This is a genomic window from Pseudomonas sp. S37, from assembly GCF_016658545.1.
Taxonomy (GTDB): domain Bacteria; phylum Pseudomonadota; class Gammaproteobacteria; order Pseudomonadales; family Pseudomonadaceae; genus Aquipseudomonas.
This window is the reverse complement of sequence record NZ_JACVZC010000002.1, coordinates 170,915-196,631: the sequence shown is the minus strand read 5'-3', so window position 1 is coordinate 196,631 and position 25,717 is coordinate 170,915. Positions and strand designations below refer to the sequence as shown.

Genomic DNA, 25,717 nt, shown 5'->3' with positions numbered 1-25,717 from the left:
TCAGCGGTGACGCAGGGTCAGATACCGCCGGCGGTGAGTTTCTCCGGGTCCAGCAGGGCTTCCAGCTGGTCACGCGACAGGTCGGTGTGCTCCAGCGCCACATCGATGATCGGGCGGCCCTGCTTGTAAGCGGTCTTGGCGATTTCGGCGGCCTTCAGGTAGCCGATGATCGGGTTCAGTGCCGTAACCAGGATCGGGTTGCGTGCCAGGGCTTCCTTGAGCTTGCCCTCGTTGACCTTGAAGCTGGCAATGGCCTTGTCAGCCAACAGGCGGCTGACGTTGGCCATCAGCTCGATGCTTTCCAGCAGGTTGCGGGCAATCACCGGCAGCATCACGTTCAGCTCGAAGTTGCCGGACTGGCCCGCAATGGCGATGGTGGCGTCGTTGCCGATCACCTGGGCGGCGACCATGGCGGTGGCCTCCGGGATCACCGGGTTGACCTTGCCAGGCATGATCGAAGAGCCCGGTTGCAGCCCTTGCAGTTCGATTTCACCCAGGCCTGCGAGCGGGCCGGAGTTCATCCAGCGCAAGTCGTTGGCGATTTTCATCAGCGCCACGGCGGTGGTCTTGAGCTGGCCGGACAGGGCCACGGCGGTGTCCTGCGAGCCGATCAGGGCGAACAGGTTCTGCCCTGGCGTGAACTCGACCTTGGTCAGGCCGCTGAGCTGGCGGGCGAAACCGGCAGCGAACTGGGGGTGGGCATTGATGCCGGTCCCCACGGCGGTACCACCCTGGGCCAGCGCCTGCAGGCTCGGCAAGGTGGCTTCGATATGTGCCTTGGCACCGTTGATCTGCGCTGCCCAGCCATCCAGCACCTGGCTCATGCGCACCGGCATGGCATCCATCAGGTGGGTACGGCCGGTCTTCACGTACTGATGTACCTGCGCCGATTTGGTCTCGATCACCTGTACCAGGTGGCTCAGCGCCGGCAACAGTTGCTCGTGCAAGGCCAGCGCGGCACTGACGTGAATGGTGGTGGGGATAATGTCGTTGCTGCTCTGGCCACAGTTGACGTGGTCATTGGCATTGACCGCCTCGCCCAGCACACGGCTGGCCAGGGTGGCGATCACTTCGTTGGCGTTCATGTTCGAGCTGGTGCCGGAACCGGTCTGGAACACATCCACCGGGAAGTGCTGGATGAAATCCTCGGCCAGCAGTTGCTCGACGGCCTTGACGATGGCCTGGCCCTGCCCGGCAGACAGTTGCTCCAGCTCAATGTTGGCTTTGGCCGCAGCGGCCTTGGCCAGCAGCAAGGCGCGAATGAACTGGGCCGGCATGCGCTGGCCGCTGATCGGGAAGTTGTCGACCGCGCGCTGGGTCTGGGCGCCGTACAGGGCCTGGGCCGGCACCTGCAGTTCACCCATGCTGTCGCGCTCGATACGGGTATCACTCATCATCAAATCCTTGCATCAGTTCATCGGGGGAAATCGACGGCAGCAGGCGGCAATTGGCCAACTGCAGGGCGTAGGTCTGCCAGCGGTCGTTCTGTTCCTGGCGGTCGAGGTTGCGCAAGTCCAGCAACGGGCGCCAGGCCTGGTCCAGGCACAGGCAGCGCCAATGCCAGGGCAGCATGCGGTCGCAGGCGGTATCCAGCAGCAGGCGGAAAGCGGTCAGTGCCACCGTCCATGGCGAGGTTTCGGTGCAGCACACCAGGTAGCGGCCTTCGGCCAGGTAATGCTCGATCAGGCGCGGCTCGTCGGGTTCGAGCGCGCAGCGGATGCGCCGGCTGAGCCAGCGCCAGTTTTCCAGGTAGGGCAGTTCGCGGAGGACGGGTTTCATGAACATCATCGCCGGGTTACTGGATAATGATATTCATTATTAAGTGATAAACAGAATCACTTCAAGAGAAAGGTGATGAATAAAAAACCCGGCGTGGGGGCCGGGTCTTCGATATTGCAGAAAAATTTGCGGTGTCAGTGCTGGCCTCTTCGCGGGTAAACCCGCTCCCACATGGGCCGCGCAAGGTCTGATGCCTGTGCGGTACCTGTGGGAGCGGGTTCACCCGCGAAGAGGCCAGAGCAGGTTAACGATCAGCTACCTGCCACCGTCATCCGCTCGATCAGGACCGAACCTGTATGGATATTGCTGCGGGTTTCAAGATCGCTGCCAATCGCGACAATCTGCTGGAACATATCCTTCATATTGCCGGCAATGGTCACTTCCTGCACCGCGTGCTGAATCTCGCCATTCTCGACCCAGAACCCTGCCGCACCCCGGGAATAATCCCCGGTCACCATGTTCAGCCCATGCCCCATCAGCTCGGTCACCAGCAGCCCTCGGCCCATGCGGCGGATCAGTGCAGCCTGGTCTTCGACACCATGGCTGACGAACAGGTTGTGCACACCGCCCGAGTTGGCCGTGCTCGGTAGCCCAAGCTTGCGCCCGGAATAAGTGCCCAGCAGGTACGACACCAGCTCGCCTTTGTCGACGAACGGCTTGGCGTAGGTGGCAAGGCCATCGCCGTCGAACGCGGCGCTGCCCAGCGCGCGCGGAATGTGAGGGCGCTCGTCGAGGGTCAGCCAGGAAGGGAACAGGCGCTGGCCAATGGTGCCCTCAAGGAACGACGACTTGCGGTACAGGTTGCCGCCGGAGATGGCCGACAGGAAGCTGCCGAACAGGCCACCGGCCAGCTCGGCCGAGAACAGCACCGGCACCTCGCAGGTCGGCACCGGCCGCGCGCCAAGGCGGCTGGCGGCACGCTGGGCAGCGCGCACGCCAATGCTGCGCGGGTCGGCCAGCAGGTTGCCCTGGCGGTTCACGTCGTACCAGTAGTCGCGCTGCATCTGCCCGTCGCCTTCGGCGATCATCACACAGCTCAGGCTGTGCCGGGTCGAGGCGTAGCCGCCGATGAAACCGTGGCTGTTGCCATACACGCGGCAGCCCTGGTGGGTATTGAGGGTGGTGCCATCGGCATTGAGGATGCGCGGGTCGGCGTCGAACGCCGCCGCCTCGCAGGCGAGGGCCATTTCGATGGCCTTTTCGGGCTCGATATCCCAATCGTGATACAGGTCCAGGTCCGGGATTTCACGGGCCATCAGTGCCGCGTCGGCCAAGCCTGAACATTCGTCCTCGGAGGTATGCCTGGCTATCGCCAGGGCGGCGGCGACGGTTTCGCGGATCGCTTCCGGGCCACTGGCCGAGGTGCTGGCCGAGCCTTTGCGCTGGCCAGCGTAGAGGGTGATGCCAAAGCCCTGGTCGCGGTTGAACTCGACCGTTTCGACCTCGCGCTGGCGTACCGTGGTGGACAGGCCCTGCTCCAGCGACACGGCCACTTCGCAGGCACTGGCCCCCTGGCGGCGCGCCTCGGCGATGATCGCCTCGACCTGCTCCTGCAATGCTGGCAGGTCTTTCGGACCTACGCTCTGGACTGCACTCATGGTTCTCTCCACTCAAATTCTGCGCTCGGCGGGCCGGACAATTGGCCCCCGACTGGTTATCATGGCGGCGATTTCTAGCGGACTGCCACCATGGTTGATTCAAACGACGACGCCTTCGACGGCGAAAAAAGCAAAACCCAGATCAAGCGCGAGCTGCATGCGCTGGTCGAACTCGGCGAGCGCCTTACCACGCTCAAGGCCGACACCCTGGCGCGCCTGCCGTTGACCGACGAGCTGCGCAAGGCCCTGGCCGAGGCCAGCAAGCACACCGCTCATGGTGCCCGCAAACGCCACATGTCGTTTGTCGGCAAGCTGATGCGCGTACAGGACCTGGATGCCATCCACGCCTTGCTCGAGCAGATGGACAGCTCGACCCGCCAGTACAACGAACGCTTCCACGGCCTGGAGCGCTGGCGCGACCGGTTGATCGACGGTACCGACGAAGACCTTGAGCGCTTCGTCAACGAGTACCCCGACACCGACCGCCAGCAGCTGCGCTCGCTGGTGCGCCATGCCCAGCACGAAAAGGCACGGAACAAACCGCCGGCTGCCGCGCGCAAGGTGTTCAAGTACATCCGCGACCTCGACGAGCTGCAGCGCGGCTTGCGCTGACAGACCGGGACCCTGTGGGAGCGGGCAAGCCCGCTCCCACAACGGCCCCCAGGATCATCACGCCCCGGTACCGCCCACGGTAATCGCATCCAGCTTCAAGGTAGGCTGCCCCACCCCGACCGGTACCGATTGCCCGTCCTTGCCACACGTCCCTACCCCGCTGTCCAGCGCCAGGTCGTTACCGACCATCGATACCCGGCTCATCGCCTCCGGACCATTGCCGATCAGGGTCGCGCCCTTCACTGGTGCGGTGATCTTGCCGTCTTCGATCAGGTACGCCTCACTGGTCGAGAACACGAACTTGCCGCTGGTGATATCCACCTGGCCGCCACCGAGGTTGGCGCAGTAGATGCCTTTTTTCACCGAACGGATGATTTCCTCCGGGTCGCTTTCGCCTGCACGCATGTAGGTGTTGGTCATGCGTGGCATCGGCAGGTGCGCGTAAGATTCGCGGCGGCCGTTGCCGGTGACTGCCATGCCCATCAGGCGCGCGTTCAGCTTGTCTTGCATGTAGCCCTTGAGCACGCCGTTTTCGATCAGCGTGGTGCACTCGGTCGGGGTGCCTTCGTCGTCCACGCTCAGCGAGCCACGGCGGCCTTCGAGGGTGCCGTCATCAACGATGGTGCACAGGCTCGATGCCACTTTTTCGCCAATGCGGCCACTGAACGCCGAACTGCCCTTGCGGTTGAAGTCACCTTCCAGGCCATGGCCGACGGCCTCGTGCAGCAGCACGCCCGACCAGCCCGAACCCAGCACCACCGGCAAGGTACCGGCCGGTGCCGGGATCGCTTCCAGATTCACCAGTGCCTGGCGCAATGCCTCGCGGGCATAGCCCATCACCCGCTCTTCGGTGAAGAAGCGGTAGTCGGTACGCCCGCCACCGCCCTGCCCGCCGCGCTCGCGGCGGCCGTTCTGCTCGACGATGACGCTGACGTTGAAGCGCACCAGCGGGCGCACATCGGCGGCCAGGCTGCCATCGGCGGCAGCAATCAGGATGCGCTCCCAGACCCCGGCCATGCTCACGCTGACCTGCTGGATACGTGGGTCGAGCGCGCGGGTGGCAGCATCGACACGCTTGAGCAGCTCGACCTTTTCGGCACGGCTGAGCACATCGAGCGGGTTGTCCGCGGCATACAGCGCGGTCACTTCCTGGCTGCGGAAAGCCTGTACCGTGCCATTCTGCCCGGCACGGGAAATCGAACGGGCAGCGCGGGCTGCCGAGGTCAGCGCTTCGAGGTTGATGGCATTGCTGTAGGCGAAGCCGGTTTTTTCACCGGACTGGGCGCGCACGCCAACGCCTTGGTCGAGGTTGAAACTGCCCTCTTTGACGATGCCGTCTTCCAGGGCCCAGGTTTCCGAGATCTGCCCCTGGAAATACAGGTCGGCAGCATCGATACCGGGGCCGGCCAACTCACCCAGCACGCTCTGCAGGCTGTCCAGGGTCAAGCCGCCTGGGGCCAGGAGCTGCTCACTGACGGTGGATAACATCTGGCTCATAGTCACTCCGAGGTGTGCGCAGGCCGCAACGCGCCCTGCGAGAAAAAGCGCCGGTGCGATACCACCGGCATGCGCGCCCGGATGGACGCCTGTTCATCAATGTCGCGCTCGGCGAGCAATACCGCTTCGCCTCGCGCCTGTTCTGCCACGATACGCCCCCAAGGGTCGACGATCGCCGCATGGCCATGGGTTTCCCGTGGGCCTGGGTGGGTGCCGCCCTGTGCCGCCGCCAGCAGGTAGCACTGGGTTTCGATGGCCCGGGCGCGCACCAGCACCTCCCAATGTGCCGCCCCGGTCACTGCAGTAAAGGCCGCCGGTGCGGTGATCAATTCCGCGCCGGCTGCACGCAGCGCGCTGTAAAGCTCGGGGAAGCGCAGGTCGTAACACACGCTCAAGCCCAGCCGCCCGACTGGCGTGTCCGCCACCACCACCTGCGCGCCATGGGCGTAGTCATCCGACTCACGGTAGCGACCGCGGTTGTCGGTTACGTCCACGTCGAACAGGTGCAGCTTGTCATAGCGTGCCACCACCTCGCCGTGTTCATCGATCAGCAGCGAACAGGCATGGGCCTTGGCGTCGGGCTGGCCGACCGGCGGCAAGGGCAAGGTGCCGGCGACTATCCATAACTTGAGGTCGCGGGCGGTGCGTTTCAACCATGGCAGGATCGGCCCTTCACCCAAGGCTTCGGCACGGCCTATGGCGGCGGCGTCCTTGCGGCCCATGGCGGCAAAGTTTTCCGGCAGCACCGCCAGCCGCGCACCGCCCAGTGCAGCCTGCTGCAACAGGGCGCCGGCACGTTGCAGGTTGGCCAGCACATCGTCCTGGCTGACCATCTGGATTACCGCTGCCTTCATGGGCGCTCCTGGCACTATTTCTCGAAAGGTTTCACAAAGGTGATTCTAGGCTCTTTCCACGGGCCTTCGACACGGTAGTGCACACTGGCAAAGCGCGACACACGGTCACCGATCAATCGGTCGACGAGGAACAACGCCCCGCCAACTGCTGGCGCGCCAACGATCAGCGCGGCCAGCGGCAGGTTGTTGGTCACCGGCAGGCTGACCTGCAGGTTGGCGTTGACCTGGTCACGCACCATGTCCAGCGTGCCCTCCAGCTCGAAGCTGCTCGACGGGCCGGTCATGGTGATGGGTTCGCGGGTCACGTAAACGCCATTACTGGCCACCAGCAGGCCTTTGACCCGGTCATAGGCCAGGCCCTTGTCGAACAGGTCGGAGAAGTCCAGGCGCAAGCGCCGGCCAATCGAGTTGAAGTTGAGCAGGCCGAATACCCGCAATGCCTGGGCGCTGCCCTCGACCTCGACAAACTGGCCGGTGCGCAACGCCGCATCCATGCTGCCCGAGAAGCGCGTCAGGCTCACCGCGGCCGGCGAACCTGGCCAGCGGCCGTCCACGTCCAGGCGGAAGTCACGGCTGGTCACGGTAGGCGCAAAGCCCCAGGCCTTGAGGACATCGGCGAGGTTCTTGCCGTCCAGGCGCCCTTTGTACCAACTGCTGGTCTTGCCCGTTTCGCCCTCCCAGCCACCGCCACCGTCAATGCGCAGGCCCTTGAAGTCGAGGTCGATATCGCTGGCAGCAACGCCACGGGCGGTTGGCCGCAGCTTGATCGAGGCACTGCCGAACAGGTCGTCACCGCGGTAGAGCTTGTCGATGCTCAGGTCCAGTGCCGGGACCTTGCGCGGGTCGAAGGAGGCCAGTGGATCAGGGCCGTCCTCAGCCCGCTCCTCGGCCTGTTTTTCGGCCGGGCTGGGCGCTGGCAGGCGCAGGGTCTGCATGCGCACCACCATTGGCGCGCCCTTGGCATCCGGCAACCGGGCATTGCCGATGACTTCCTTGCTGTCCAGGCGCAGGTCCCAGGCTGGGCCGCCTCGGGCCAGCCGCACCACAGCCTGGTTCAGGTCCATGCCAAAGGCTTTCAACTGGCCGATGCTCAGGTCGACGCTCTGCAGGTTCTGCCGTGCACTCCCGCCCGGGTCGTCACCGCCCAGGCGCGCCGCCTGTTCTTGCCACGGGGCCAGGTCCAGCGTGTCCAGACGCCCACGTACCCTCAGGCCCTGACCGGCCGGCACCTGGGCATCCCCTGCGCCCAGCAGCAATTCACCACGCCCCTGCAGCAACTTGTCGGCCGGCGCAGCGTAGGCAAAGCGGGCCAGATCGCTGTAACCCGCATCGAAACGCCGCTCCGGCCCCTGCAGGCTCATGCTGAAACGGCTGTCGCGGGTTTCTGCGGCAGCCTTGCCGAACGGCGCAGGCAGGTCGATGGCCAAGCCCTTGAGGCCGGAGGTGACGCTCAGGCGGTTGTCCCGGCTGCCCAGGCTCAGCTGCAACTGATACGGCAGGTCACCGGAAGCCGGCAGGGCCTGGTTGAACTGCAGCCACTCGGTCAACGCCTTGAGTGATACCTGGCCATTGGCATCGATGCGGGTCTGCATCTGCCCAGGCTGGCCTTCGGCAGTGATTTGCGCCGTTACCGGCTTGCCAAAGGCCTGCAGGCTGATGCCTTTGCCGCTCAGGCCCTTGTCGAAGTCGAAGCTGAAGTCACCCTTCAGGCGGCTCAACTCAAGGCTCGGCGGGGCAACCTTCAAGCGCGCATCCAGGGTGGCAAAGTCCACCTGCACTTTCGGCCGTTGCCCATGTTCCAGCGGGATATCGAGTTTGACCTTGCCCTTCAGCGGCCCCTCGCCCTCCCAGCCGGCGAATATTTCACCGGTGCCGATTGGCGCCTCCTTGAGAATTTTCAGGCCGTCGCCCAGGCTGCCATCGAAATCGCCATCGAGGAACAGGTGGCTGTGCTGGCCCTCGTCGACATGTGGGATATCAACCTTCACATCGCTGACCTTGGTGTCCAGTAGCACACCGCGCTGGGCCTTGATGCGCACGCCACTGTCTTCGATGAACACATCGCCATCCACATGCTGTACCTGCGGCCAGCCAGGCTGGAAGTCCAGCGCAGCGTCATGCACCTTGAAGAACAGGCTGATGCTGCGCGCCTCCGGTGCAGCGCCATGGTTCAGCGAGCCCTGGTACTGGAAGTAGCCTTCGTCCACCGCACCTTTGACGATGGCGCTGCGCAGCCACTCGTCAAGCGCCGGGCTGAGCACCTCGGGCAGGTATTTGGCGGTGTAGCGACCATCGCCGTCGGTCAGGCCGACGCGCAGGTCCATGTAGTCCTCGCGGCCTTCCTCGAACAACAGGCGGATCAGGAAGTCACCCGCGATCTTGCCCTCTTCGCCCAGCACCTTGAGGTAGGGCGCAACCAGGGTGAAACCCTCCTTGTCCAATGCCCAGGTCAGCCGAGCATTGGCCTTCTGGTAATGCCAGGGTTTGGCGAAGATCGGGTACAGGTGCAGCATGAACGCATCGGTATCCAGGCGCAGCTCGCCGTGGCCCAGGTCGCCACTGATGCTGCCACTGACGTTACCGGCTGCCGGGGCACTGTGATAGGCATCGAAACCGACCTTTTCCAGGTTGGCTTCGAACTGCAGGCGCTGGTCACCTTCGGCCTTGGGCCGGGCCTCCAGCCGCACATTGCGCAGCGCCCCCGTCACCTTGAGGCCATCGACCACGGCCATGACCTTATCCGGCAACGGCGCCAGGGCGTCGATCAACGGGGTCAGCGGCGTCAGGTTGAGCCGATCGGCCTGCACCTTCCAGCTTTCCTCGGCGGCGCTCTCGCCATTGCGCTGCTGCAGCTGCAGGTGCGATTCCCAGCGGGACTTGCCGATGTCCATGGCCAGGGAGTCGACAACAACATCGAAACCTTGCTCCCGACGCTGGAACCAGGCGCCCAGGGCCAGGTTGTTCAGGGTGGCGGCCTTGCGCCCACTGTAGGCGCCCTTCAGTTCAGGCGCATTGAGCCGGACCACGGCCTGCTGCAACTGCCCCTTGCCCCAGTCGACCCAGAACTCACCGCCGGCACGCAAGGCATCGGCGTGCCATTGCCCCAGCAAACCGGGCGGTAACCAGTGCGACCAGTCACTTTGCGGCAGGCTCAGGTAGGCCTCGACCTGGCCATCACGCCAGGCCTTGGCTGATACGCGACTGCGCAGGTTCAGCGCCAAGGGCTGGCCGTCGGGCAGGGTTGCCCGCAAGTCCAAAGCCTGGCGCGAAGCCCCGGCGTGCAGGCCGGCACTCACATAAGTCAGGGTCAGGGGATCGCGCTGCCAGGGATGCAGGGTGACCTGGCTGTCGAACACATCAACCCGGCCCAGCTGGCGCAGGCGCTGCAGCAGGTCGGCAGGGTCCAGCGGCGTGTCGTCCTTTTTCGGCAGCCCTTCAAGGTTCCAGGCGCCCTGCTCGTTCTCACGCAGAATCAGTTGCAGGCCGCCCAGCTGAATGCGCGCCAGGCGCACCTCACGGGCGGTAAGACTGGCCCAGACATCGGGGACCACCATGACCTCGTCCAGGCGCAGCGCTGTGGCACCCTCGCCCAATTGCAGGTCGCGCACTCGCAGCACCGGCGCCAGCCCGCTCCAGTGCCCTTCCAGCGCACCGACATGCACGGGCAAGCCCAGCGCCTGCTCGGCCTTGCTTTCTACGTCGGCACGGTACTCGGCGACCAGCGGCGCCAGTTCGCGGCCAAGGCTGACATACAGCGCCACCAATACCGCCAACAGGGCACATATGCCCAGCCCCCAGCGGGTCAAGGCGACAAGAACGCGGGTCAGACGTCCCATGGCCGTGGCCCTCCAAGTCGTTTATCCATGATGGCCCGTCGCGCAGGTTTTGCCAGCGCGACGATGCAGCAGCGTGTTTCAGAAGGCCTCAGAGCAGCACCACGTCGTATTGTTCCTGCGAATACATCGACTCGACCTGGAAGCGAATGGTTCGACCGATGAAGGCCTCCAGCTCCGCGACGTTGCCCGATTCTTCATCCAGCAGGCGGTCGACCACCTTCTGGTTGGCCAGCACACGATAACCTTCGGCCTGGTAGGCACGGGCCTCACGCAGGATTTCGCGGAAGATTTCGTAGCAGATGGTCTCGGGGGTTTTCAGCTTGCCGCGGCCCTGGCAGGCAAGGCACGGCTCGCACAGCACCTGCTCCAGGCTTTCCCGCGTGCGTTTGCGGGTCATCTGCACCAGGCCCAGCTCGGTAATGCCGATGATGTTGGTCTTGGCGTGATCGCGCTCCAGCTGTTTTTCCAGGGTACGCAGCACCTGGCGCTGGTGCTCTTCATCTTCCATGTCGATGAAATCGATGATGATGATGCCGCCAATATTGCGCAGGCGCAGTTGCCGGGCGATGGCAGTGGCGGCCTCGAGGTTGGTCTTGAAGATGGTCTCTTCGAGGTTGCGGTGGCCGACGAAAGCCCCGGTGTTGACGTCGATGGTGGTCATCGCTTCGGCCGGGTCGACCACCAGGTAGCCGCCGGACTTCAACGGTACCTTGCGCTCCAGGGCACGCTGAATCTCGTCTTCGACCCCATATAGGTCAAAGATCGGGCGTTCGCCAGGGTAATGTTCGAGGCGGTCGGCGATTTCCGGCATCAGTTCGCCAACGAACTGCGTGGTCTTCTGGAAGGTTTCCCGCGAGTCGATGCGGATCTTCTCGATTTTCGGGTTGACCAGGTCGCGCAGGGTACGCAGGGCCAGGCCCAGGTCTTCATAAATGACCGTGGGTGCACCGCAGGTCTTGATCTGGGTGCCGATCTGCTCCCACAGGCGACGCAGGTAGCGGATGTCCTGAAGGATCTCCTCGGCACGCGCGCCCTCGGCAGCGGTACGCAGGATAAACCCGCCAGCATCCTTGATGTTTTCGCTCTCCATGCAGTTGCTGACCACCTGCTTGAGGCGCTCGCGCTCGGCTTCGTCCTCGATTTTCAGCGAAATGCCGACATGGCTGCTGCGCGGCATGTACACCAGGTAGCGCGACGGGATCGACAGCTGGGTGGTCAGGCGCGCGCCCTTGCTGCCGATCGGGTCCTTGGTCACTTGCACCACCAGGGCCTGGCCCTCGTGCACCAGTGCCGTGATGTTCTCGACCGCCGAACCTTCGCGCTGGGAGATTTCCGAGGCATGGATGAACGCTGCGCGCTCCAGGCCAATGTCGACGAAGGCCGCCTGCATGCCTGGCAGCACACGCACCACCTTGCCCTTGTAGATATTGCCGACGATGCCACGGCGCTGGGTGCGCTCGACGTGCACTTCCTGCAGTACCCCGTTTTCCACCACCGCCACGCGTGACTCCATCGGGGTGATGTTGATCAGGATCTCTTCACTCATGGCAGGCTCTCGTCAAAGGTTTTTTCTAATGATGGATGGCGTAAGCAGTGCTGGCTACTGCGGGTTTGTTACCTCAGGCGTATGCACGAGCGACTGCCAGCAGGCGATGCCGAACTGGCCAAGCAAATCGGCCGTTTCACTGAGTGGCAAGCCGACCACCGCCGAGTAGCTGCCGACAAGGCCGGTGACGAACACCGCACCCAGGCCCTGGATGGCATAGCTGCCGGCCTTGTCGGCAGGCTCGCCGCTGGCCCAGTAGCGTTGCGCTTCGTCAGCGCCGATCGTGCGGAAACTTACCTTGCTGGTGACACACAGGCTGTGCACCCGCTGGCCATCGTCAAGGGCGACCGCCGTCAGTACCTGATGCTCACGGCCTGACAGGTCAGCCAACATGGCCAGGGCAGCTTCGCGGTTTTCCGGCTTGCCGAGAATACGACCATCGAGCACCACCGCAGTGTCTGCGCCGAGCACTACAGCCTGGCCAGCGAGGCTGGCCAGGCCGGCGGCAGCCTTGGCCCGCGCCAGGCGTTCGACGTACGCCGGGGCGCTTTCGCCGGGCAGTGGGGTTTCATCGATGGGTGCGCTGATGACACTGAACGGCACGCCGATCTGAGTCAGCAGTTCACGACGGCGGGGCGAGCCGGAGGCCAGGTATAGCGAATTCATGCAGACATCTCCCTGTCAGTGGCGCATCGCCGTCAGTTGATACGCAAGCGGCGGCGCAGGTCGCGCAGGGCGAAGCTGATCCACGGCCAGAGCAAGGCGCTGATCACCGCCGACCAGACCAGCGCCAGGGTCGGCAGGCGGTTGCCGGTCAGTGCGCTGAGCCACAGCTGGATCAGTTGGGCGATACCGAAGATCACCAGGATGACCAGGCTTTGCTGCCACATGGGGAACATGCGCAGGCGCTGCTGCAGCGACAACACCAGGAAGGTGATGAGGGTAAGGATCAGCGCGTTCTGCCCCAGCAGCGTGCCGTACAGCACGTCCTCGGCCAGGCCCAGCACGAACGCCGTGGTCATGCCGACCTTGTTCGGCAGCGCCAGGGTCCAGAACGACACCAGCAAGGCCAGCCACATGGGCCGGAACACTTCCATGAACTGCGGCATGGGCGAGACGCTGAGCAGCAGGCCGATGGCGAAAGTCAGCCAGATGACCCAGCCGTTGTTGCGGCGTGAAGCAGCCATCATTGTCTCCGAGGGGGAACGGGGGCAGTCGGTGCGGCAGCCGGGGCTGCGGGCTGCGCAGCGGGGGTAGCCGGGGCAACCGGAGCTGCCGGGGTGGCCGGCGCGGCAGGTGTAGCCGTCCCTGGCGTTGCCTGCTCGCCATTGGCGGCCGGCTGGCCGGCAGTCGTGGCGCCCTTGCGGTCGGCCTCTTCCTGGGCGATGGCCGCATCGGTGGCGCGCTGCTCCGGGGTACGCCGGTCACTGAACACCAGCAGCATGTAGCGGCTGCGGTTGAGCGCGGCGGTGGGGATGGCGCGAACGATGGCGAACGGCTGGCCGGAGTCGTGGATCACCTCGTTGACCGTGGCCACCGGGTAACCCGCCGGGAAACGCTGGCCCATGCCGGAGCTGACCAGCAGGTCGCCTTCCTTGATGTCGGCAGTATCGGCCACATGACGCAACTCCAGGCGCTCCGGGTTGCCGGTGCCGCTGGCGATGGCCCGCAGGCCGTTGCGGTTGACCTGCACCGGAATGCTGTGGGTGGTATCGGTCAGCAACAGCACCCGCGAGGTATAGGGCATCAACTCGACCACCTGGCCCATCAGGCCACGGGCATCGAGCACCGGCTGGCCGAGGAACACGCCATCACGCTCGCCCTTGTTGATCAGGATGCGGTGGGTGAACGGGTTGGGGTCGACACCGATCAGCTCGGCCACTTCGACCTTTTCGTTGACCAGGGCCGAGGAGTTGAGCAACTCGCGCAGGCGCACGTTCTGCTCGGTCAGGGCCGCCAGCTTTTGCAGGCGCCCCTGCAACAACAGGGCCTCGGTCTTGAGCTTCTCGTTTTCGGCGATCAGCTCGGTGCGGCTACCGAACTGGCCGGCCACGCCCTGCCAGGCACGCTGCGGCAGGTCAGTGATCCAGTACGACTCCATCAGCACCAGGCCCATCTGGCTGCGCACGGGTTTGAGCACGTCGAAGCGCGCGTCGACAACCATCAACGCGACCGACATCACTACCAGAACGAGCAGGCGAACGCCCAGCGAAGGGCCCTTGGAGAAAAGCGGTTTAATGGGCCGTTCCTCGTGGACGACTCAGGAGGTCATTGGACATGGAACAACGCACCAGCCTGGTTGCGGATTGATGGATACGGCGCCCGGAACGGGCGCCAGCCCGGCACATACAGGTAGCACTGTGCGTACTACCTGTAAACCGGGCGCTCGTGAACAGCGAGCGGGATCACTCGCTGGAGAGCAGGTCCATCGCGTGCTTGTCCATCATCTCCAGGGCGCGACCGCCGCCACGGGCGACACAGGTCAGCGGATCTTCGGCGACGATCACCGGCAGGCCGGTTTCCTGGGCCAGCAGCTTGTCGAGGTCACGCAGTAGCGCACCACCACCGGTCAGCACCAGGCCACGCTCGGCGATGTCCGAGGCCAGCTCTGGCGGCGATTGCTCGAGGGCGCTCTTGACCGCCTGGACGATGGTCGCCAGCGATTCCTGCAGCGCTTCGAGCACTTCGTTGGAGTTCAGGGTAAAGGCACGCGGTACGCCTTCGGCCAGGTTACGGCCACGCACGTCGACTTCACGGACTTCGCCGCCCGGGTAGGCAGTACCGATTTCCTGCTTGATGCGCTCGGCGGTGGATTCGCCGATCAGGCTGCCGTAGTTGCGACGCACGTAGGTGACGATGGCTTCATCGAAGCGGTCGCCGCCAACGCGGACGGATTCGGCATAGACCACGCCGTTCAGCGAGATCAGGGCGATTTCAGTGGTACCACCACCGATATCGACGACCATCGAACCGCGGGCCTCTTCAACCGGCAGGCCGGCACCAATGGCAGCGGCCATCGGCTCTTCGATCAGGAACACTTCACGGGCACCGGCGCCCAGGGCCGACTCGCGAATGGCGCGGCGCTCTACCTGGGTGGATTTGCACGGCACGCAGATCAGCACGCGCGGGCTTGGCTGCAGGAAGCTGTTCTCGTGAACCTTGTTGATAAAATATTGCAACATTTTTTCGCAGACGCTGAAGTCGGCGATGACGCCGTCCTTCATCGGACGAATGGCTGCAATGTTGCCAGGCGTACGGCCCAGCATGCGTTTGGCTTCGGTACCGACGGCGACGACGCTTTTCTGGTTGCCATGGGTACGGATGGCAACAACCGAGGGCTCATTCAGGACGATACCGCGCTCACGCACGTAAATAAGGGTGTTGGCAGTACCCAGGTCGATGGAAAGATCGCTGGAAAACATGCCACGCAGTTTCTTGAACATGGGAAAGTGACCCTGGGGAAAGCGTGGGTAAAAAAGTGCGGCAAACTCTAACAATGGCAGGGATTTTGGGCAAGGAGCCAATATGTTAAATTGGCTGTTTTTCCGAGCACGCCAGCAGGAATTCGCGGCCGTTAGACCGCCAGAAAGCTGACATGTTCCTCACCGCGGACCCAAATTCCGTTCTTTGTTTCCCTTGGAGATCCCCATGGCGCTTGAACGCAGCGACGTGGAAAAGATCGCCCATCTGGCCCGCCTGGGCCTGAATGATGGCGATCTGCCACGCATTACCGACGCCCTGAACAGCATTCTCGGGCTGGTCGACCAGATGCAAGCGGTCGATACCGCTGGCATCGAGCCCCTGGCCCACCCGCTGGAGGCCAGCCAGCGCCTGCGCCCCGACCAGGTTACCGAAAGCAACCAGCGCGACACCTACCAGGCGATCGCGCCATCGACCGAAAGCGGTCTGTACCTGGTTCCCAAAGTCATCGAGTAAGGGATAGAGCCTGCCATGCATCAATTGACCCTGGCCGAGATCGCCCGCGGACTCGCCGACAAGTCGTTTTCCTCCGAAGAGCTGACCGGCACCCTGCTGGCGCGCATCAAGCAGCTCGACCCGCAAATCAACAGCTTCATCAGCGTCACCGAAGACCTGGCCCTGGGCCAGGCGCGTGCCGCCGACGCCCGCCGCGCCGCCGGTGAGACCGGCGCACTGCTGGGTGCGCCCATCGCCCACAAGGACCTGTTCTGCACCAACGGCGTACGCACCAGCTGCGGCTCGAAGATGCTCGACAACTTCAAGGCGCCGTATGACGCCACCGTGGTCGCCAAGCTGGCAGAAGCCGGCATGGTCACCCTGGGCAAGACCAACATGGACGAATTCGCCATGGGTTCGGCCAACGAATCCAGCCACTACGGCGCGGTGAAGAACCCGTGGAACCTCGAGCACGTGCCAGGCGGTTCGTCGGGTGGTTCGGCTGCCGCCGTGGCTGCGCGCCTGCTGCCGGCCACCACCGGCACCGACACCGGCGGCTCGATCCGCCAGCCGGCAGCACTGACCAACCTCACCGGCCTGAAACCGACGTACGGTCGTGTTTCGCGCTGGGGCATGATCGCCTACGCCTCCAGCCTCGACCAGGGTGGCCCACTGGCCCGCACTGCCGAAGACTGTGCGCTGCTGCTGCAGGGCATGGCCGGTTTCGATGCCAAGGACTCCACCAGCATCGAAGAACCGGTGCCGGACTACAGTGCCAACCTCAACGCCTCCTTGCAGGGCCTGCGCATCGGCCTGCCGAAGGAGTACTTCGGTGCCGGCCTCGACCCGCGTATCGCGGAACTGGTCCAGGCCAGCGTCAAGGAGCTGGAAAAGCTCGGTGCCGTGGTCAAGGAAATCAGTCTGCCGAACATGCAGCACGCCATTCCGGCCTACTACGTGATCGCCCCGGCTGAAGCCTCCTCCAACCTGTCGCGTTTCGACGGCGTGCGCTTCGGCTACCGCTGCGAAGAACCGAAAGACCTCACCGACCTGTACAAGCGTTCGCGCGGCGAAGGTTTCGGTGCTGAAGTGCAGCGTCGCATCATGGTCGGCACCTATGCCCTGTCGGCCGGCTACTACGACGCCTACTACGTGAAGGCGCAGCAGATCCGCCGCCTGATCAAGAACGACTTCATGGCGGCCTTCAACGACGTCGACCTGATCCTCGGCCCAACCACGCCAAACCCGGCCTGGAAGCTTGGCGCCAAGAGCAGCGACCCGGTCGCCGCCTACCTGGAAGACGTCTACACCATCACCGCCAACCTGGCGGGCCTGCCGGGCCTGTCGATGCCAGCCGGCTTCGTCGACGGCCTGCCGGTCGGCGTGCAGCTGCTGGCGCCGTACTTCCAGGAAGGCCGCCTGCTCAACGTCGCGCACCGCTACCAGCAAGTGACCGACTGGCACACCCGTGCCCCCAACGGCTTCTGAGGAGTTCACACATGCAATGGGAAGTTGTGATCGGGCTGGAAATCCACACTCAGCTCGCCACCCAGTCGAAGATCTTCTCCGGCAGCGCTACCACCTTCGGCTCCGAGCCGAACACCCAGGCCAGCCTGGTTGACCTGGGCATGCCTGGCGTACTGCCAGTGCTGAACCAGGAAGCCGTGCGCATGGCGTGCATGTTCGGCCTGGCCATCGATGCCGAGATCGGCAAGCGCAACGTGTTCGCGCGCAAGAACTACTTCTACCCGGACCTGCCCAAGGGCTACCAGATCAGCCAGATGGACCTGCCGATCGTCGGCAAGGGCCACCTGGACATCGCCCTGGAAGACGGCACCATCAAGCGCATCGGGGTTACCCGTGCGCACCTGGAAGAAGACGCCGGCAAAAGCCTGCACGAAGACTTCAGCGGCTCCACCGGCATCGACCTGAACCGTGCCGGCACCCCGCTGCTGGAAATCGTCTCCGAGCCTGACATGCGCAGCGCCAAGGAAGCCGTGGCCTACGTCAAGGCGATCCACGCCCTGGTGCGCTACCTGGGCATCTGCGACGGCAACATGGCCGAAGGCTCGCTGCGTTGCGACTGCAACGTGTCGATCCGCCCGAAAGGCCAGGCCGAGTTCGGCACCCGCTGCGAGATCAAGAACGTCAACTCGTTCCGCTTCATCGAGCGCGCGATCAACAGCGAGATCCAGCGCCAGATCGACCTGATCGAAGACGGCGGCAAGGTTGTGCAGGAAACCCGCCTGTACGACCCGAACAAGGACGAAACCCGCTCCATGCGCAGCAAGGAGGAAGCCAACGACTACCGTTACTTCCCCGACCCGGACCTGCTGCCGGTGGTGATCGAGGACAGCTACCTGGCCACCATCCGTGCCGGCCTGCCCGAGCTGCCGCCACAGAAGGTCGAGCGTTTCCAGAGCCAGTACGGCCTGTCGGCCTACGATGCCAACGTGCTGGCTTCCAGCCGCGAACAGGCAGACTACTTCGAAGAAGTGGTGAAGGTCGGTGGCGACGCCAAGCTGGCCGCCAACTGGGTCATGGTCGAGCTGGGCAGCCTGCTGAACAAACTGGGCGTGGAAATCGACCAGGCGCCGGTTAGCGCGGCGCAACTGGGTGGCATGCTGCTGCGCATCCGCGACAACACCATCAGCGGCAAGATCGCCAAGACCGTGTTCGAGGCCATGGCTGCCGGTGAAGGCGATGCCGACAGCATCATCGAGAGCAAAGGCCTGAAACAGGTCACCGATAGCGGTGCGATCGACAAGATGCTCGACGAAATGCTGGCTGCCAACGCCGAGCAGGTCGAACAGTACCGTGCGGCTGATGAAGCCAAGCGTGGCAAGATGTTCGGCTTCTTCGTCGGCCAGGCCATGAAAGCCTCCAAAGGCAAGGCCAACCCGGGGCAGGTGAACCAATTGCTCAAGGCCAAGCTCGAAGGGTGATTGTTTTACCCCCGTAGCCCTGCGAGGGCTTTGCCCTCGTTCGCGGCTAAAGCCGCTCCTACAGGGTTGCGCTGTACCTGTAGGAGCGGCTTTAGCCGCGAATGGCCGCACCATGAGAGCACCTGACTTGCTAAAACGATCCCTCGGCACCCTCGCCCTGTTTTCCTTCCTGGCCGGCTGCGCCAGCCACGACATCGACCCGCGCGGCTACGACCGGACGGGCACCGCTTCCTATTACGGCTCGCGCCACCACGGCAAACGCACTGCCAGCGGCGAACCGTTCAACCAGCACGGTCTGACCGCCGCCCACCGCAGCCTGCCGTTCGGCAGCCGCGTCCTGGTTACCAACATGGCCAACCAGCGCAGTGTAGTGGTGCGCATCAACGACCGTGGCCCGCATACCCGCGGCCGCCTGATCGACCTGTCACGCGCTGCCGCAGAAAAAATTGGCATGCTCCGTAGCGGAACGGCGCGCGTGCGAGTACAAGGGCTTAGCGACTGACGCGACAGGAGTTCGACCATTTTCGACCTGGCCACCCTCCCCACCTTTAGCCTGCTGCAACTGGGCATTGCCCTGCTGTTGCTGGTCGGCGGCGCCGAACTGCTGGTGCGCGCCGCCTTGCGCCTGGCGCAGCGCCTGCACGTACGCCCGCTGATCATCGGCCTGAGCCTGGTGGCCTTCGGCAGCACCGCGCCACAACTGACCGTGAGCCTGCAAGCCGCCTACCAGGGCGCGCCAGATGTGGCGGTCGGCAGCGTGGTCGGCAGCAATATCTTCAACGTACTGGTCATTCTCGGCCTGGCCGCACTGATCATCCCCTTGCGGGTGTCACGCCAACTGGTACGCCTGGACATACCGCTGATGATCGTCGCCAGCGGGCTGGTCTATGCGCTGTCCGCCAACGGCCACCTGGGCCGGGTCGAAGGGGTACTGCTGCTGCTTGGCCTGGCCGGTTACCTGGCCATGCTCTGGCACCAGTCGCGCCACTATGCACGTACCTACCCTGCCCCGAATGCTGCAAGGGCCAGTGCCGGGCGTTTCTGGACTGGCACGCTGCTGCAGGTACTGTTCGGCCTGGGCCTGTTGAGCCTGGCGGGCCACTTGCTGCTGGAGGCCGCCATCGAAGTGGCCACCGACCTGGGCCTGTCCGAGCGCATCATCGGCCTGACGGTGGTTGCCATCTGCACGTCACTGCCGGAGCTGGCCGCCGCGCTGATCGCCGCTCTGCGCGGGGAACGGGAAATTGCCGTGGGTACGGTGATCGGCAGCAACCTGTTCAACTTGCTGGCCGTACTGGGCCTGACTGCACTGGTCACCCCCGAGCCGCTGTCGATTTCACCCAATGCGCTATCTTTCGATCTGCCAGTGATGCTCGGCGTTGCCGTGCTAAGCCTGCCGGTGTTCTATTCGGGTTACCGGATCACCCGGGCCGAAGGCCTGGTGTTCCTCTGCCTGTACCTGGCCTACGGGCTGCACGTAGCGGCGTTTACCATGGGCATGCCGCTGGCAGGCCGCCTGGAACGTTTGATGCTGTTCTACGTGCTGCCGGTGCTCGCAATGGTGTTGCTGTACACCACCGTGCGCGCTTGGCGGCGGCAGCACTAGACAAGTTGCCTGTACCGGCCTCTTCGCGGGTAAACCCGCTCCCACAGGGACCGCACTACCCTCTGGACTTGTGCAATACCTGTGGGAGCGGGTTCACCCGCGAAGAGGCCGGGCCTGCTTTACTACTTCGCCTGGCGGGCCTTTTTCAGCTTGAAGGCCACCCACAGCACGGCAATCCACGCCGGGATCAGCATCACCGAGATGCGAATCGGCGGGGTCAGGTACATCACCACCAGGATCAGCACGATAAAGGCCAGGCACAGGTAGTTGGTCAGCGGGTGCCCCAGGCTCTTGTAGAACGGGGTAATGCCGGCGGCCAGCTTGGCCTTGCGGAATTTCAGGTGGGTAATGCTGATGCTCGCCCAGTTGATCACCAGCGCCGACACCGCAAGCGCCATCAACAGGCCAAAGGCCTCACCCGGCATCAGGTAGTTGATCACCACACACAGGCCCGTGGCGAACGCAGACACACCCAGCGCGGTCAGTGGCACGCCGCTGCGGCTCACCTTCAGCAACTGGCGTGGCGCATCGCCCTGGCTGGCCAGGCCGAACAGCATGCGGCTGTTGGCGTACACGCAGCTGTTGTACACCGACAGCGCAGCGGTCAGCACCACGATGTTGAGGATGGTTGCCACCAGGTCGCTGTCCAGTTCATGGAAGATCATCACGAACGGGCTGCCACCCTGTACCACCTTCTGCCATGGGTACAACGACAGCAGTACCGCCAGCGCGCCGATGTAGAAGATCAGGATGCGGTACACCACCTGGTTGGTGGCCTTGGGGATGCTCTGGCGTGGGTTGTCGGCCTCGGCAGCGGTGATGCCCACCAGCTCCAGGCCACCGAACGAGAACATGATCACCGCCAGGGCCATCACCAGGCCGCTGACGCCGTTAGGGAAGAAGCCGCCGTACTGCCACAGGTTGGCCACGCTGGCATCCGGGCCGCCATGGCCGCTGCTCAGCAGCCAGGCACCAAAGCCGATCATGCTGACAATCGCCACCACCTTGACCAGGGCGAACCAGAACTCCATTTCGCCGTAGACCTTCACCTGGGTCAGGTTGATCAGGTTGATCACCACGAAGAAGATCGCCGCCGTGGCCCAGGTCGGAAACTCCGGCCACCAGTACTGCACGTAGATGCCCACAGCGGTCAGTTCGGCCATGCCGACCAGCACGTACACCACCCAGTAGTTCCAGCCCGAGACAAAACCGGCGAACTCGCTCCAGTATTGGTGGGCAAAGTGGCTGAAGCTGCCGGCGACCGGCTCTTCGACCACCATTTCGCCCAGCTGGCGCATGATCAGGAAGGCCATCAGGCCGGCGATGGCGTAGCCCAGCAGCACGGAGGGGCCGGCCAGCTGGATGGTCTGGGCAATGCCCAGGAACAACCCGGTACCGATGGCCCCGCCCAGCGCGATCAGCTGGATATGGCGATTCTTCAGCCCGCGCTGTAACTGCTCGGGCGTACTCTGGTCTTGCATGAAGTGTCCTTTGGCTCAGTGAGGCAATGTTGTTGCTGTTATTTGCAGTCAAGGATCTAGATCCATCCGCCCCACTGCAAGATGAAAATACCGATGTTGGTGGTGATCGCCGCCATTAGCGTGGTAATCACGATGATCGACGCCGCCAGCTGGTGGTTGCCGTTGGCCGCCCGCGCCATCACATAGCTGGCTGCTGCGGTCGGGCTACCGATGTACAGGAACAGGATGCCCAGCTCCGCACCGCGGAAACCGCACAACCAGGCGCCAAGGGTACCCACCAGCGGCAACCAGACCATCTTCACCAGGCTGGCATCGAAGGCGAGCCGGCCACTGTCACGCAGCGCCGCCAGCGACAACGTGCCACCGATGCAGATCAGCGCCAGCGGCAGGGTCATCTGCGCCAGGTAGTCGCCTGAAGTCAGCAGCCAGTTGGGCAGCGGCACCTGGCCGTAGGCCATTGGCGTGGCCACCAGCACGCTGATGATCAGCGGGTTGCTGAAGATGCTCTTGCAGATGCTCCACGGGTCGGACTTGAGGTCCGGGCTGTACACCGCCAGTACCACCGCCGACAGCGAGTTGTACATGAGGATGACCAGGCCGGCGAGCACCGCCCCCAAGGATATACCGTAGTCACCGTACAGGCTGGCAGCCAAGGCCAAGCCGATTACGCCGTTGTTGCCGCGAAACGCGCCCTGGGTATAGATGCCCCGGTCGGCCAGCGGGCTGCGCCAGATGGCCAGGCCCCAGGCGATGGCAAAGCCGACCAGGGTGGCGACGATGAAATAGAGGATCACCCCGGGTTTGACCGCGGCGGCCAGGTCAGCATGGTAGATGCCAAGGAACAACAGCGCCGGCATGCACACGTTGAACACCAGCTGCGAGGCAACGCGGTTGAAGTTGTCGTCGATCAGGCGGATGCGTTTGAGCAGTATGCCCATGAACAGCATGGCGAAGACCGGTGCCGTGATGTTCAGCGTCTGGATAAGAAGGGCGAGCATGCGCAAGCGATCCTGAAGGGGTTGCCGTTAGGGGGCTAATGATACGCCAACAGCCGGGATTTGCGGGGATCGCGGGGTGTTATGGAGAAATTTCTGTCAGTACCGGCCTCTTCGCGGGTGAACCCGCTCCCACAGTACCTTCACAAGGCTCAGGACCTGTGCAATACCTGTGGGAGCGGGTTCACCCGCGAAGAGGCCGGTACTGGCAGTTAAGATTCAGCGCCGAACCGGCCGCTTCTGCAGTTTGCGCTGCAAGGTCCGGCGGTGCATGCCCAGCGCCCGGGCGGTGGCCGATATATTACCCTCGTGCTCGTTGAGCACGCGCTGGATGTGCTCCCACTGCAGGCGGTCAACCGACATCGGGTTTTCCGGCACCAGGGTATCCAGGTCGGTGTGTTCCGACAGCAGCGCCGCCAGCACATCGTCAGCATCGGCCGGCTTGCACAGGTAATTGCAGGCACCGCGCTTCACCGCCTCCACCGCCGTGGCAATGCTCGAGTAACCGGTCAGGATCACCACGCGCATTTCCGGGTCCAGCTCCAGCAGCTTGGGCAGCAGCACCAGGCCGGAGTCGCCATCCATCTTCAGGTCCAGCGTGGCGTAGTCCGGCAGGTCCTGCTGGGCCAGGATCAAGCCTTCTTCGGCCGAACTGGCCGTGCTCACGCGGAATCCGCGGCGGCCCATGGCCCGGGCCATGACCCGGGTAAAGGTGGCATCGTCATCCACCAGCAGCAGGTGCGGCAGCTCTTCGCTTTCGACCTGGTTTTCTTCGCTCATCATTCATCTCCTCGCTTGCCATAGGGCAGGCGCAGTTCGGTCAGGGTGCCACCCTGTTCATGACTATAGAGTTTCACCGAACCGCCCGCACGGGTCACGCTGGCCTTGCTCAAGAACAGGCCCAGGCCGAAGCCTTTGCCTTTGGTGGTAATGAAGGGTTTGCCGATGGCTTCGGCAATGGCCGGCGGCACGCCGGGGCCATGGTCGCGGATACTGATGACGATGTCCTGGGCGTCCCAGTCCAGGCGCACTTCAAGGTCATCGGGGCAGGCATCGGCTGCATTGTTCAACAGGTTCAGCAGCGCCTGGGTCAGGTCGGGCGGCGGGGTCAGGCGTGGCACCTGGCCGTCGCGCAGGCGCTGGAAGCGGTAGCTGGCTTCCGGGCGCATCAGGTGCCAGCGGTTAAGCGCTTCGTCCAGCCAGGCGGTCACGTCCTGCTCCACCACCGCCAGGCGGCGGTTGGCTTCGGCAGCGCGCACCAACTGCTGCAGGGTCTCTTTGCACAGTTTTACCTGGTCCTGGAGGATCTGCAGGTCTTCTTGTAGCAGCGGGTCGGTGTGGTCCTGGCGCATTTCGTTGATCAGCACGCTCATGGTCGCCAGCGGCGTGCCCAGTTCATGGGCGGCGCCGGCGGCCTGGGTGGCCACGGCCAGCAACTGCTCGTCGCGCAGGCTTTCTTCACGCCGCTCGGAACGCAGTTGCTCCTGGCGGCGCAGCTCTTCGGCCATACGCGCGGCAAAGAAGGTGATCACCGCTGCAGCCAGGGCAATACTCAGCCACATGCCGTAGACCTGCATCTTGTCCCGCGCCATCGGCAGGCCTTCAAGCGGGTAGAACTGCACCAGCAGCAGGCTGTAGGCGGTCAGGGCGATGCCGGACAGGATCAACGAATACAGCCACGGCAGGGTTACCGCAGCAATCGCCAGCGGTACCAGGTAATACGACACGAACGGGTTGGTCGACCCACCGGAGTAATACAGCAAGGCACTGTGGATCAGCAGGTCGCAGGCCAGTTGCAGGGCGTATTCCATTTCGGTGACCGGCACCGACAGGCGCAGGCGCAGGGCCGTGAAGGCGCACAGCAGCGAAGACAAGGCCAAGGTGCCTGCCAGCGACAGCCAGGGCAGCGGCAGCAGTTCGGTCCAGTAGGCAACGCCCACCGAGCCGGCTTGGGCAGCCAGGACCAGAACCCGGATGACGGTCAGGCGCCAGAGGTTCTGGCGGGTAGCGGACAGCGGTTGTACGGCAGCGAGCATGAGCTCTCCTGATGAGTGCTCCAGAAAAATCGGCTGGAGTATACCGAAGCCGGGCGCCCTGCTGCAGCGATGCGGCAAAGCGCCACACTTTGTCACACAGTGATGATGGCACTTTTGAACCCACTACACTGTTCCCGGTCTGATGGGCCATGCGTGGCATGGATGACCAGTGCCCACGCCTTTTATTGCCAAGGAGTAACCCATGCAAATCCCACGTCGCGGCGCCGCCCTGATCATGTCCTGCGGCCTGCTCGCCAGCCTGCCGGCACTGGCTGCCGATGAACCGCGCTACAACCAGGTATCGCTGCGTGCCGAAGTCAGCAAGGAAGTGGCGCGCGACCTGATGGTCGTGACCCTGTACAGCGAAGCGCAGAACACCGACCCGGGCAAGCTTGCCAAGCAGATCACCGAAACCATGAACAAGGCCGTGCAGCAGTCGCGCCAGGTCAAGGATGTGAAGATCAGCCAGGGCAGCCGCAACAGCTACCCGGTGTATGACAGCAAAGGCCAGAAGATCACTGGCTGGCGCGAGCGTGCCGAGCTGCGCCTGGAAAGCGCCAACTTCCCGGCCCTGTCGCAGTTGACAGCCGACCTGCTGCAAGAGCTGAAAATGGGTGGCATGGACTTTTCCATCGCCCCCGCCACGCGCAAGTCCAGCGAAGACGCACTGCTCAAGGATGCAGTGGATGCCTTCAAGGCACGCGCGCAACTGGCCACCGAGGCGCTGGGTGGCAAGGGCTACAAGGTGGTCAGCCTGAACCTGAACAGCAGCGGTTACCCGCGCCCGTACATGCGTAGTGCGCCGATGGCGATGAAGGCCATGGGGGCGGATGAAGCGGCGCCGGCGCCGGATATCGAGGCAGGTACCAGCGAAGTCAGCATGAATGCTGATGGGTTGATTGAAGTGCAGATGCCTTAAAGCCACGAAGCACCTGTAGGAGCGGCCTTGTGTCGCGATGGGCTGCAGAGCAGCCCTGGGATTTCAGCTGTACCTGATAAATTGCCAGGGCCGCTGTG

At 63.9% G+C, this 25,717-nt stretch carries 22 protein-coding genes; 7 read left to right on the top strand and 15 right to left on the bottom strand.

What is annotated here, in order from left to right; genetic code table 11:
* Positions 1 to 17: 17 nt before the first annotated feature.
* The 3 genes from IAE39_RS01575 to pmbA all read right to left on the bottom strand — a co-directional run bounded on the left by IAE39_RS01575 (position 18) and on the right by pmbA (position 3,377).
* Complete coding sequence (locus IAE39_RS01575; RefSeq protein ID WP_201198736.1) at positions 18 to 1,394, bottom strand: class II fumarate hydratase; 1,377 nt, start codon at positions 1,392 to 1,394, stop codon at positions 18 to 20.
* The gene (locus tag IAE39_RS01570; protein WP_201198733.1) at positions 1,387 to 1,788 is read right to left on the bottom strand and encodes a FagA protein; all 402 of its coding nucleotides are present in this window, start codon (positions 1,786 to 1,788) and stop codon (positions 1,387 to 1,389) included. The genes IAE39_RS01575 and IAE39_RS01570 overlap by 8 nt, the downstream gene beginning before the upstream one ends.
* Positions 1,789 to 2,030: 242 nt before the next feature.
* A complete protein-coding gene (gene pmbA / locus IAE39_RS01565) occupies positions 2,031 to 3,377 on the bottom strand; it encodes a metalloprotease PmbA (protein ID WP_201198731.1) in 1,347 nt (448 codons plus the stop codon).
* 90 nt (positions 3,378 to 3,467) lie between these two features.
* Here pmbA and yjgA point away from each other — a divergent pair, with 90 nt between their 5' ends.
* Positions 3,468 to 3,989: a ribosome biogenesis factor YjgA gene (gene yjgA / locus IAE39_RS01560; protein ID WP_201198730.1), complete on the top strand. Its 522-nt coding sequence runs from the start codon at positions 3,468 to 3,470 to the stop codon at positions 3,987 to 3,989.
* Between the two features lie 57 nt (positions 3,990 to 4,046).
* Here the strand turns inward: yjgA and tldD are convergent, their stop codons facing one another.
* The 8 genes from tldD to mreB form a co-directional block, all read right to left on the bottom strand.
* Positions 4,047 to 5,486 carry a metalloprotease TldD gene (gene tldD / locus IAE39_RS01555; RefSeq protein ID WP_201198729.1) on the bottom strand — a complete coding sequence of 480 codons (1,440 nt, stop codon included), beginning with the start codon at positions 5,484 to 5,486 and terminating at the stop codon, positions 4,047 to 4,049.
* Between the two features lie 2 nt (positions 5,487 to 5,488).
* Complete coding sequence (locus IAE39_RS01550; protein WP_201198723.1) at positions 5,489 to 6,340, bottom strand: carbon-nitrogen hydrolase family protein; 852 nt, start codon at positions 6,338 to 6,340, stop codon at positions 5,489 to 5,491.
* A 14-nt stretch (positions 6,341 to 6,354) separates the two neighbouring features.
* Entirely contained in the window at positions 6,355 to 10,176 is a 3,822-nt protein-coding gene (locus IAE39_RS01545; protein ID WP_201198721.1) for a YhdP family protein, read from the bottom strand.
* An 88-nt stretch (positions 10,177 to 10,264) separates the two neighbouring features.
* The gene (rng, locus tag IAE39_RS01540; RefSeq protein WP_201198720.1) at positions 10,265 to 11,722 is read right to left on the bottom strand and encodes a ribonuclease G; all 1,458 of its coding nucleotides are present in this window, start codon (positions 11,720 to 11,722) and stop codon (positions 10,265 to 10,267) included.
* A gap of 54 nt (positions 11,723 to 11,776) precedes the next feature.
* The gene (locus IAE39_RS01535; RefSeq protein ID WP_201198719.1) at positions 11,777 to 12,388 is read right to left on the bottom strand and encodes a Maf family protein; all 612 of its coding nucleotides are present in this window, start codon (positions 12,386 to 12,388) and stop codon (positions 11,777 to 11,779) included.
* 32 nt (positions 12,389 to 12,420) lie between these two features.
* A complete protein-coding gene (gene mreD, locus IAE39_RS01530; protein ID WP_201198718.1) occupies positions 12,421 to 12,909 on the bottom strand; it encodes a rod shape-determining protein MreD in 489 nt (162 codons plus the stop codon).
* Entirely contained in the window at positions 12,909 to 13,901 is a 993-nt protein-coding gene (gene mreC, locus IAE39_RS01525) for a rod shape-determining protein MreC (RefSeq protein ID WP_236548339.1), read from the bottom strand. Before mreC ends, mreD begins: the two co-directional genes overlap by 1 nt.
* Positions 13,902 to 14,127: 226 nt before the next feature.
* Complete coding sequence (mreB, locus tag IAE39_RS01520) at positions 14,128 to 15,165, bottom strand: rod shape-determining protein MreB (RefSeq protein WP_003255163.1); 1,038 nt, start codon at positions 15,163 to 15,165, stop codon at positions 14,128 to 14,130.
* Positions 15,166 to 15,370: 205 nt separating this feature from the next.
* Here mreB and gatC point away from each other — a divergent pair, with 205 nt between their 5' ends.
* The 5 genes from gatC to IAE39_RS01495 all read left to right on the top strand — a co-directional run bounded on the left by gatC (position 15,371) and on the right by IAE39_RS01495 (position 20,188).
* The gene (gene gatC, locus IAE39_RS01515; RefSeq protein WP_201198716.1) at positions 15,371 to 15,658 is read left to right on the top strand and encodes an Asp-tRNA(Asn)/Glu-tRNA(Gln) amidotransferase subunit GatC; all 288 of its coding nucleotides are present in this window, start codon (positions 15,371 to 15,373) and stop codon (positions 15,656 to 15,658) included.
* A 15-nt stretch (positions 15,659 to 15,673) separates the two neighbouring features.
* Positions 15,674 to 17,125: an Asp-tRNA(Asn)/Glu-tRNA(Gln) amidotransferase subunit GatA gene (gene gatA, locus IAE39_RS01510; protein WP_201198714.1), complete on the top strand. Its 1,452-nt coding sequence runs from the start codon at positions 15,674 to 15,676 to the stop codon at positions 17,123 to 17,125.
* An 11-nt stretch (positions 17,126 to 17,136) separates the two neighbouring features.
* Complete coding sequence (gene gatB / locus IAE39_RS01505; RefSeq protein WP_201198712.1) at positions 17,137 to 18,582, top strand: Asp-tRNA(Asn)/Glu-tRNA(Gln) amidotransferase subunit GatB; 1,446 nt, start codon at positions 17,137 to 17,139, stop codon at positions 18,580 to 18,582.
* Positions 18,583 to 18,709: 127 nt separating this feature from the next.
* A complete protein-coding gene (locus IAE39_RS01500) occupies positions 18,710 to 19,084 on the top strand; it encodes a septal ring lytic transglycosylase RlpA family protein (RefSeq protein WP_201198710.1) in 375 nt (124 codons plus the stop codon).
* A 60-nt stretch (positions 19,085 to 19,144) separates the two neighbouring features.
* Entirely contained in the window at positions 19,145 to 20,188 is a 1,044-nt protein-coding gene (locus tag IAE39_RS01495; protein ID WP_201198811.1) for a calcium/sodium antiporter, read from the top strand.
* A 122-nt stretch (positions 20,189 to 20,310) separates the two neighbouring features.
* Here the strand turns inward: IAE39_RS01495 and IAE39_RS01490 are convergent, their stop codons facing one another.
* The 4 genes from IAE39_RS01490 to IAE39_RS01475 form a co-directional block, all read right to left on the bottom strand.
* A complete protein-coding gene (locus IAE39_RS01490; RefSeq protein ID WP_201198708.1) occupies positions 20,311 to 21,669 on the bottom strand; it encodes an amino acid permease in 1,359 nt (452 codons plus the stop codon).
* Positions 21,670 to 21,725: 56 nt separating this feature from the next.
* Positions 21,726 to 22,667: an AEC family transporter gene (locus tag IAE39_RS01485; RefSeq protein WP_201198706.1), complete on the bottom strand. Its 942-nt coding sequence runs from the start codon at positions 22,665 to 22,667 to the stop codon at positions 21,726 to 21,728.
* Between the two features lie 216 nt (positions 22,668 to 22,883).
* Positions 22,884 to 23,444 carry a response regulator transcription factor gene (locus IAE39_RS01480; RefSeq protein ID WP_201198703.1) on the bottom strand — a complete coding sequence of 187 codons (561 nt, stop codon included), beginning with the start codon at positions 23,442 to 23,444 and terminating at the stop codon, positions 22,884 to 22,886.
* Positions 23,444 to 24,700, bottom strand: coding sequence for an ATP-binding protein (locus IAE39_RS01475; protein WP_201198700.1), 1,257 nt, complete (start codon positions 24,698 to 24,700; stop codon positions 23,444 to 23,446). The genes IAE39_RS01480 and IAE39_RS01475 overlap by 1 nt, the downstream gene beginning before the upstream one ends.
* A gap of 202 nt (positions 24,701 to 24,902) precedes the next feature.
* Here IAE39_RS01475 and IAE39_RS01470 point away from each other — a divergent pair, with 202 nt between their 5' ends.
* A complete protein-coding gene (locus tag IAE39_RS01470) occupies positions 24,903 to 25,619 on the top strand; it encodes an SIMPL domain-containing protein (protein WP_201198697.1) in 717 nt (238 codons plus the stop codon).
* The last annotated feature ends 98 nt before the right edge of the window (positions 25,620 to 25,717 follow it).

Coding starts and splice junctions, on each gene's coding strand:
- pmbA (WP_201198731.1), bottom strand. CDS start 3,377: ATGAGTGCAGTCCAGAGCGTAGGTCCGAAAGACCTGCCAGCATTGCAG.
- IAE39_RS01550 (WP_201198723.1), bottom strand. CDS start 6,340: ATGAAGGCAGCGGTAATCCAGATGGTCAGCCAGGACGATGTGCTGGCC.
- gatB (WP_201198712.1), top strand. CDS start 17,137: ATGCAATGGGAAGTTGTGATCGGGCTGGAAATCCACACTCAGCTCGCC.
- mreD (WP_201198718.1), bottom strand. CDS start 12,909: ATGGCTGCTTCACGCCGCAACAACGGCTGGGTCATCTGGCTGACTTTC.
- gatA (WP_201198714.1), top strand. CDS start 15,674: ATGCATCAATTGACCCTGGCCGAGATCGCCCGCGGACTCGCCGACAAG.
- IAE39_RS01480 (WP_201198703.1), bottom strand. CDS start 23,444: ATGAGCGAAGAAAACCAGGTCGAAAGCGAAGAGCTGCCGCACCTGCTG.
- rng (WP_201198720.1), bottom strand. CDS start 11,722: ATGAGTGAAGAGATCCTGATCAACATCACCCCGATGGAGTCACGCGTG.
- IAE39_RS01485 (WP_201198706.1), bottom strand. CDS start 22,667: ATGCTCGCCCTTCTTATCCAGACGCTGAACATCACGGCACCGGTCTTC.
- IAE39_RS01535 (WP_201198719.1), bottom strand. CDS start 12,388: ATGAATTCGCTATACCTGGCCTCCGGCTCGCCCCGCCGTCGTGAACTG.
- IAE39_RS01490 (WP_201198708.1), bottom strand. CDS start 21,669: ATGCAAGACCAGAGTACGCCCGAGCAGTTACAGCGCGGGCTGAAGAAT.
- gatC (WP_201198716.1), top strand. CDS start 15,371: ATGGCGCTTGAACGCAGCGACGTGGAAAAGATCGCCCATCTGGCCCGC.
- IAE39_RS01575 (WP_201198736.1), bottom strand. CDS start 1,394: ATGAGTGATACCCGTATCGAGCGCGACAGCATGGGTGAACTGCAGGTG.
- IAE39_RS01475 (WP_201198700.1), bottom strand. CDS start 24,700: ATGCTCGCTGCCGTACAACCGCTGTCCGCTACCCGCCAGAACCTCTGG.
- mreB (WP_003255163.1), bottom strand. CDS start 15,165: ATGTTCAAGAAACTGCGTGGCATGTTTTCCAGCGATCTTTCCATCGAC.
- yjgA (WP_201198730.1), top strand. CDS start 3,468: ATGGTTGATTCAAACGACGACGCCTTCGACGGCGAAAAAAGCAAAACC.
- IAE39_RS01570 (WP_201198733.1), bottom strand. CDS start 1,788: ATGATGTTCATGAAACCCGTCCTCCGCGAACTGCCCTACCTGGAAAAC.
- IAE39_RS01470 (WP_201198697.1), top strand. CDS start 24,903: ATGCAAATCCCACGTCGCGGCGCCGCCCTGATCATGTCCTGCGGCCTG.
- IAE39_RS01545 (WP_201198721.1), bottom strand. CDS start 10,176: ATGGGACGTCTGACCCGCGTTCTTGTCGCCTTGACCCGCTGGGGGCTG.
- mreC (WP_236548339.1), bottom strand. CDS start 13,901: ATGTCGGTCGCGTTGATGGTTGTCGACGCGCGCTTCGACGTGCTCAAA.
- tldD (WP_201198729.1), bottom strand. CDS start 5,486: ATGAGCCAGATGTTATCCACCGTCAGTGAGCAGCTCCTGGCCCCAGGC.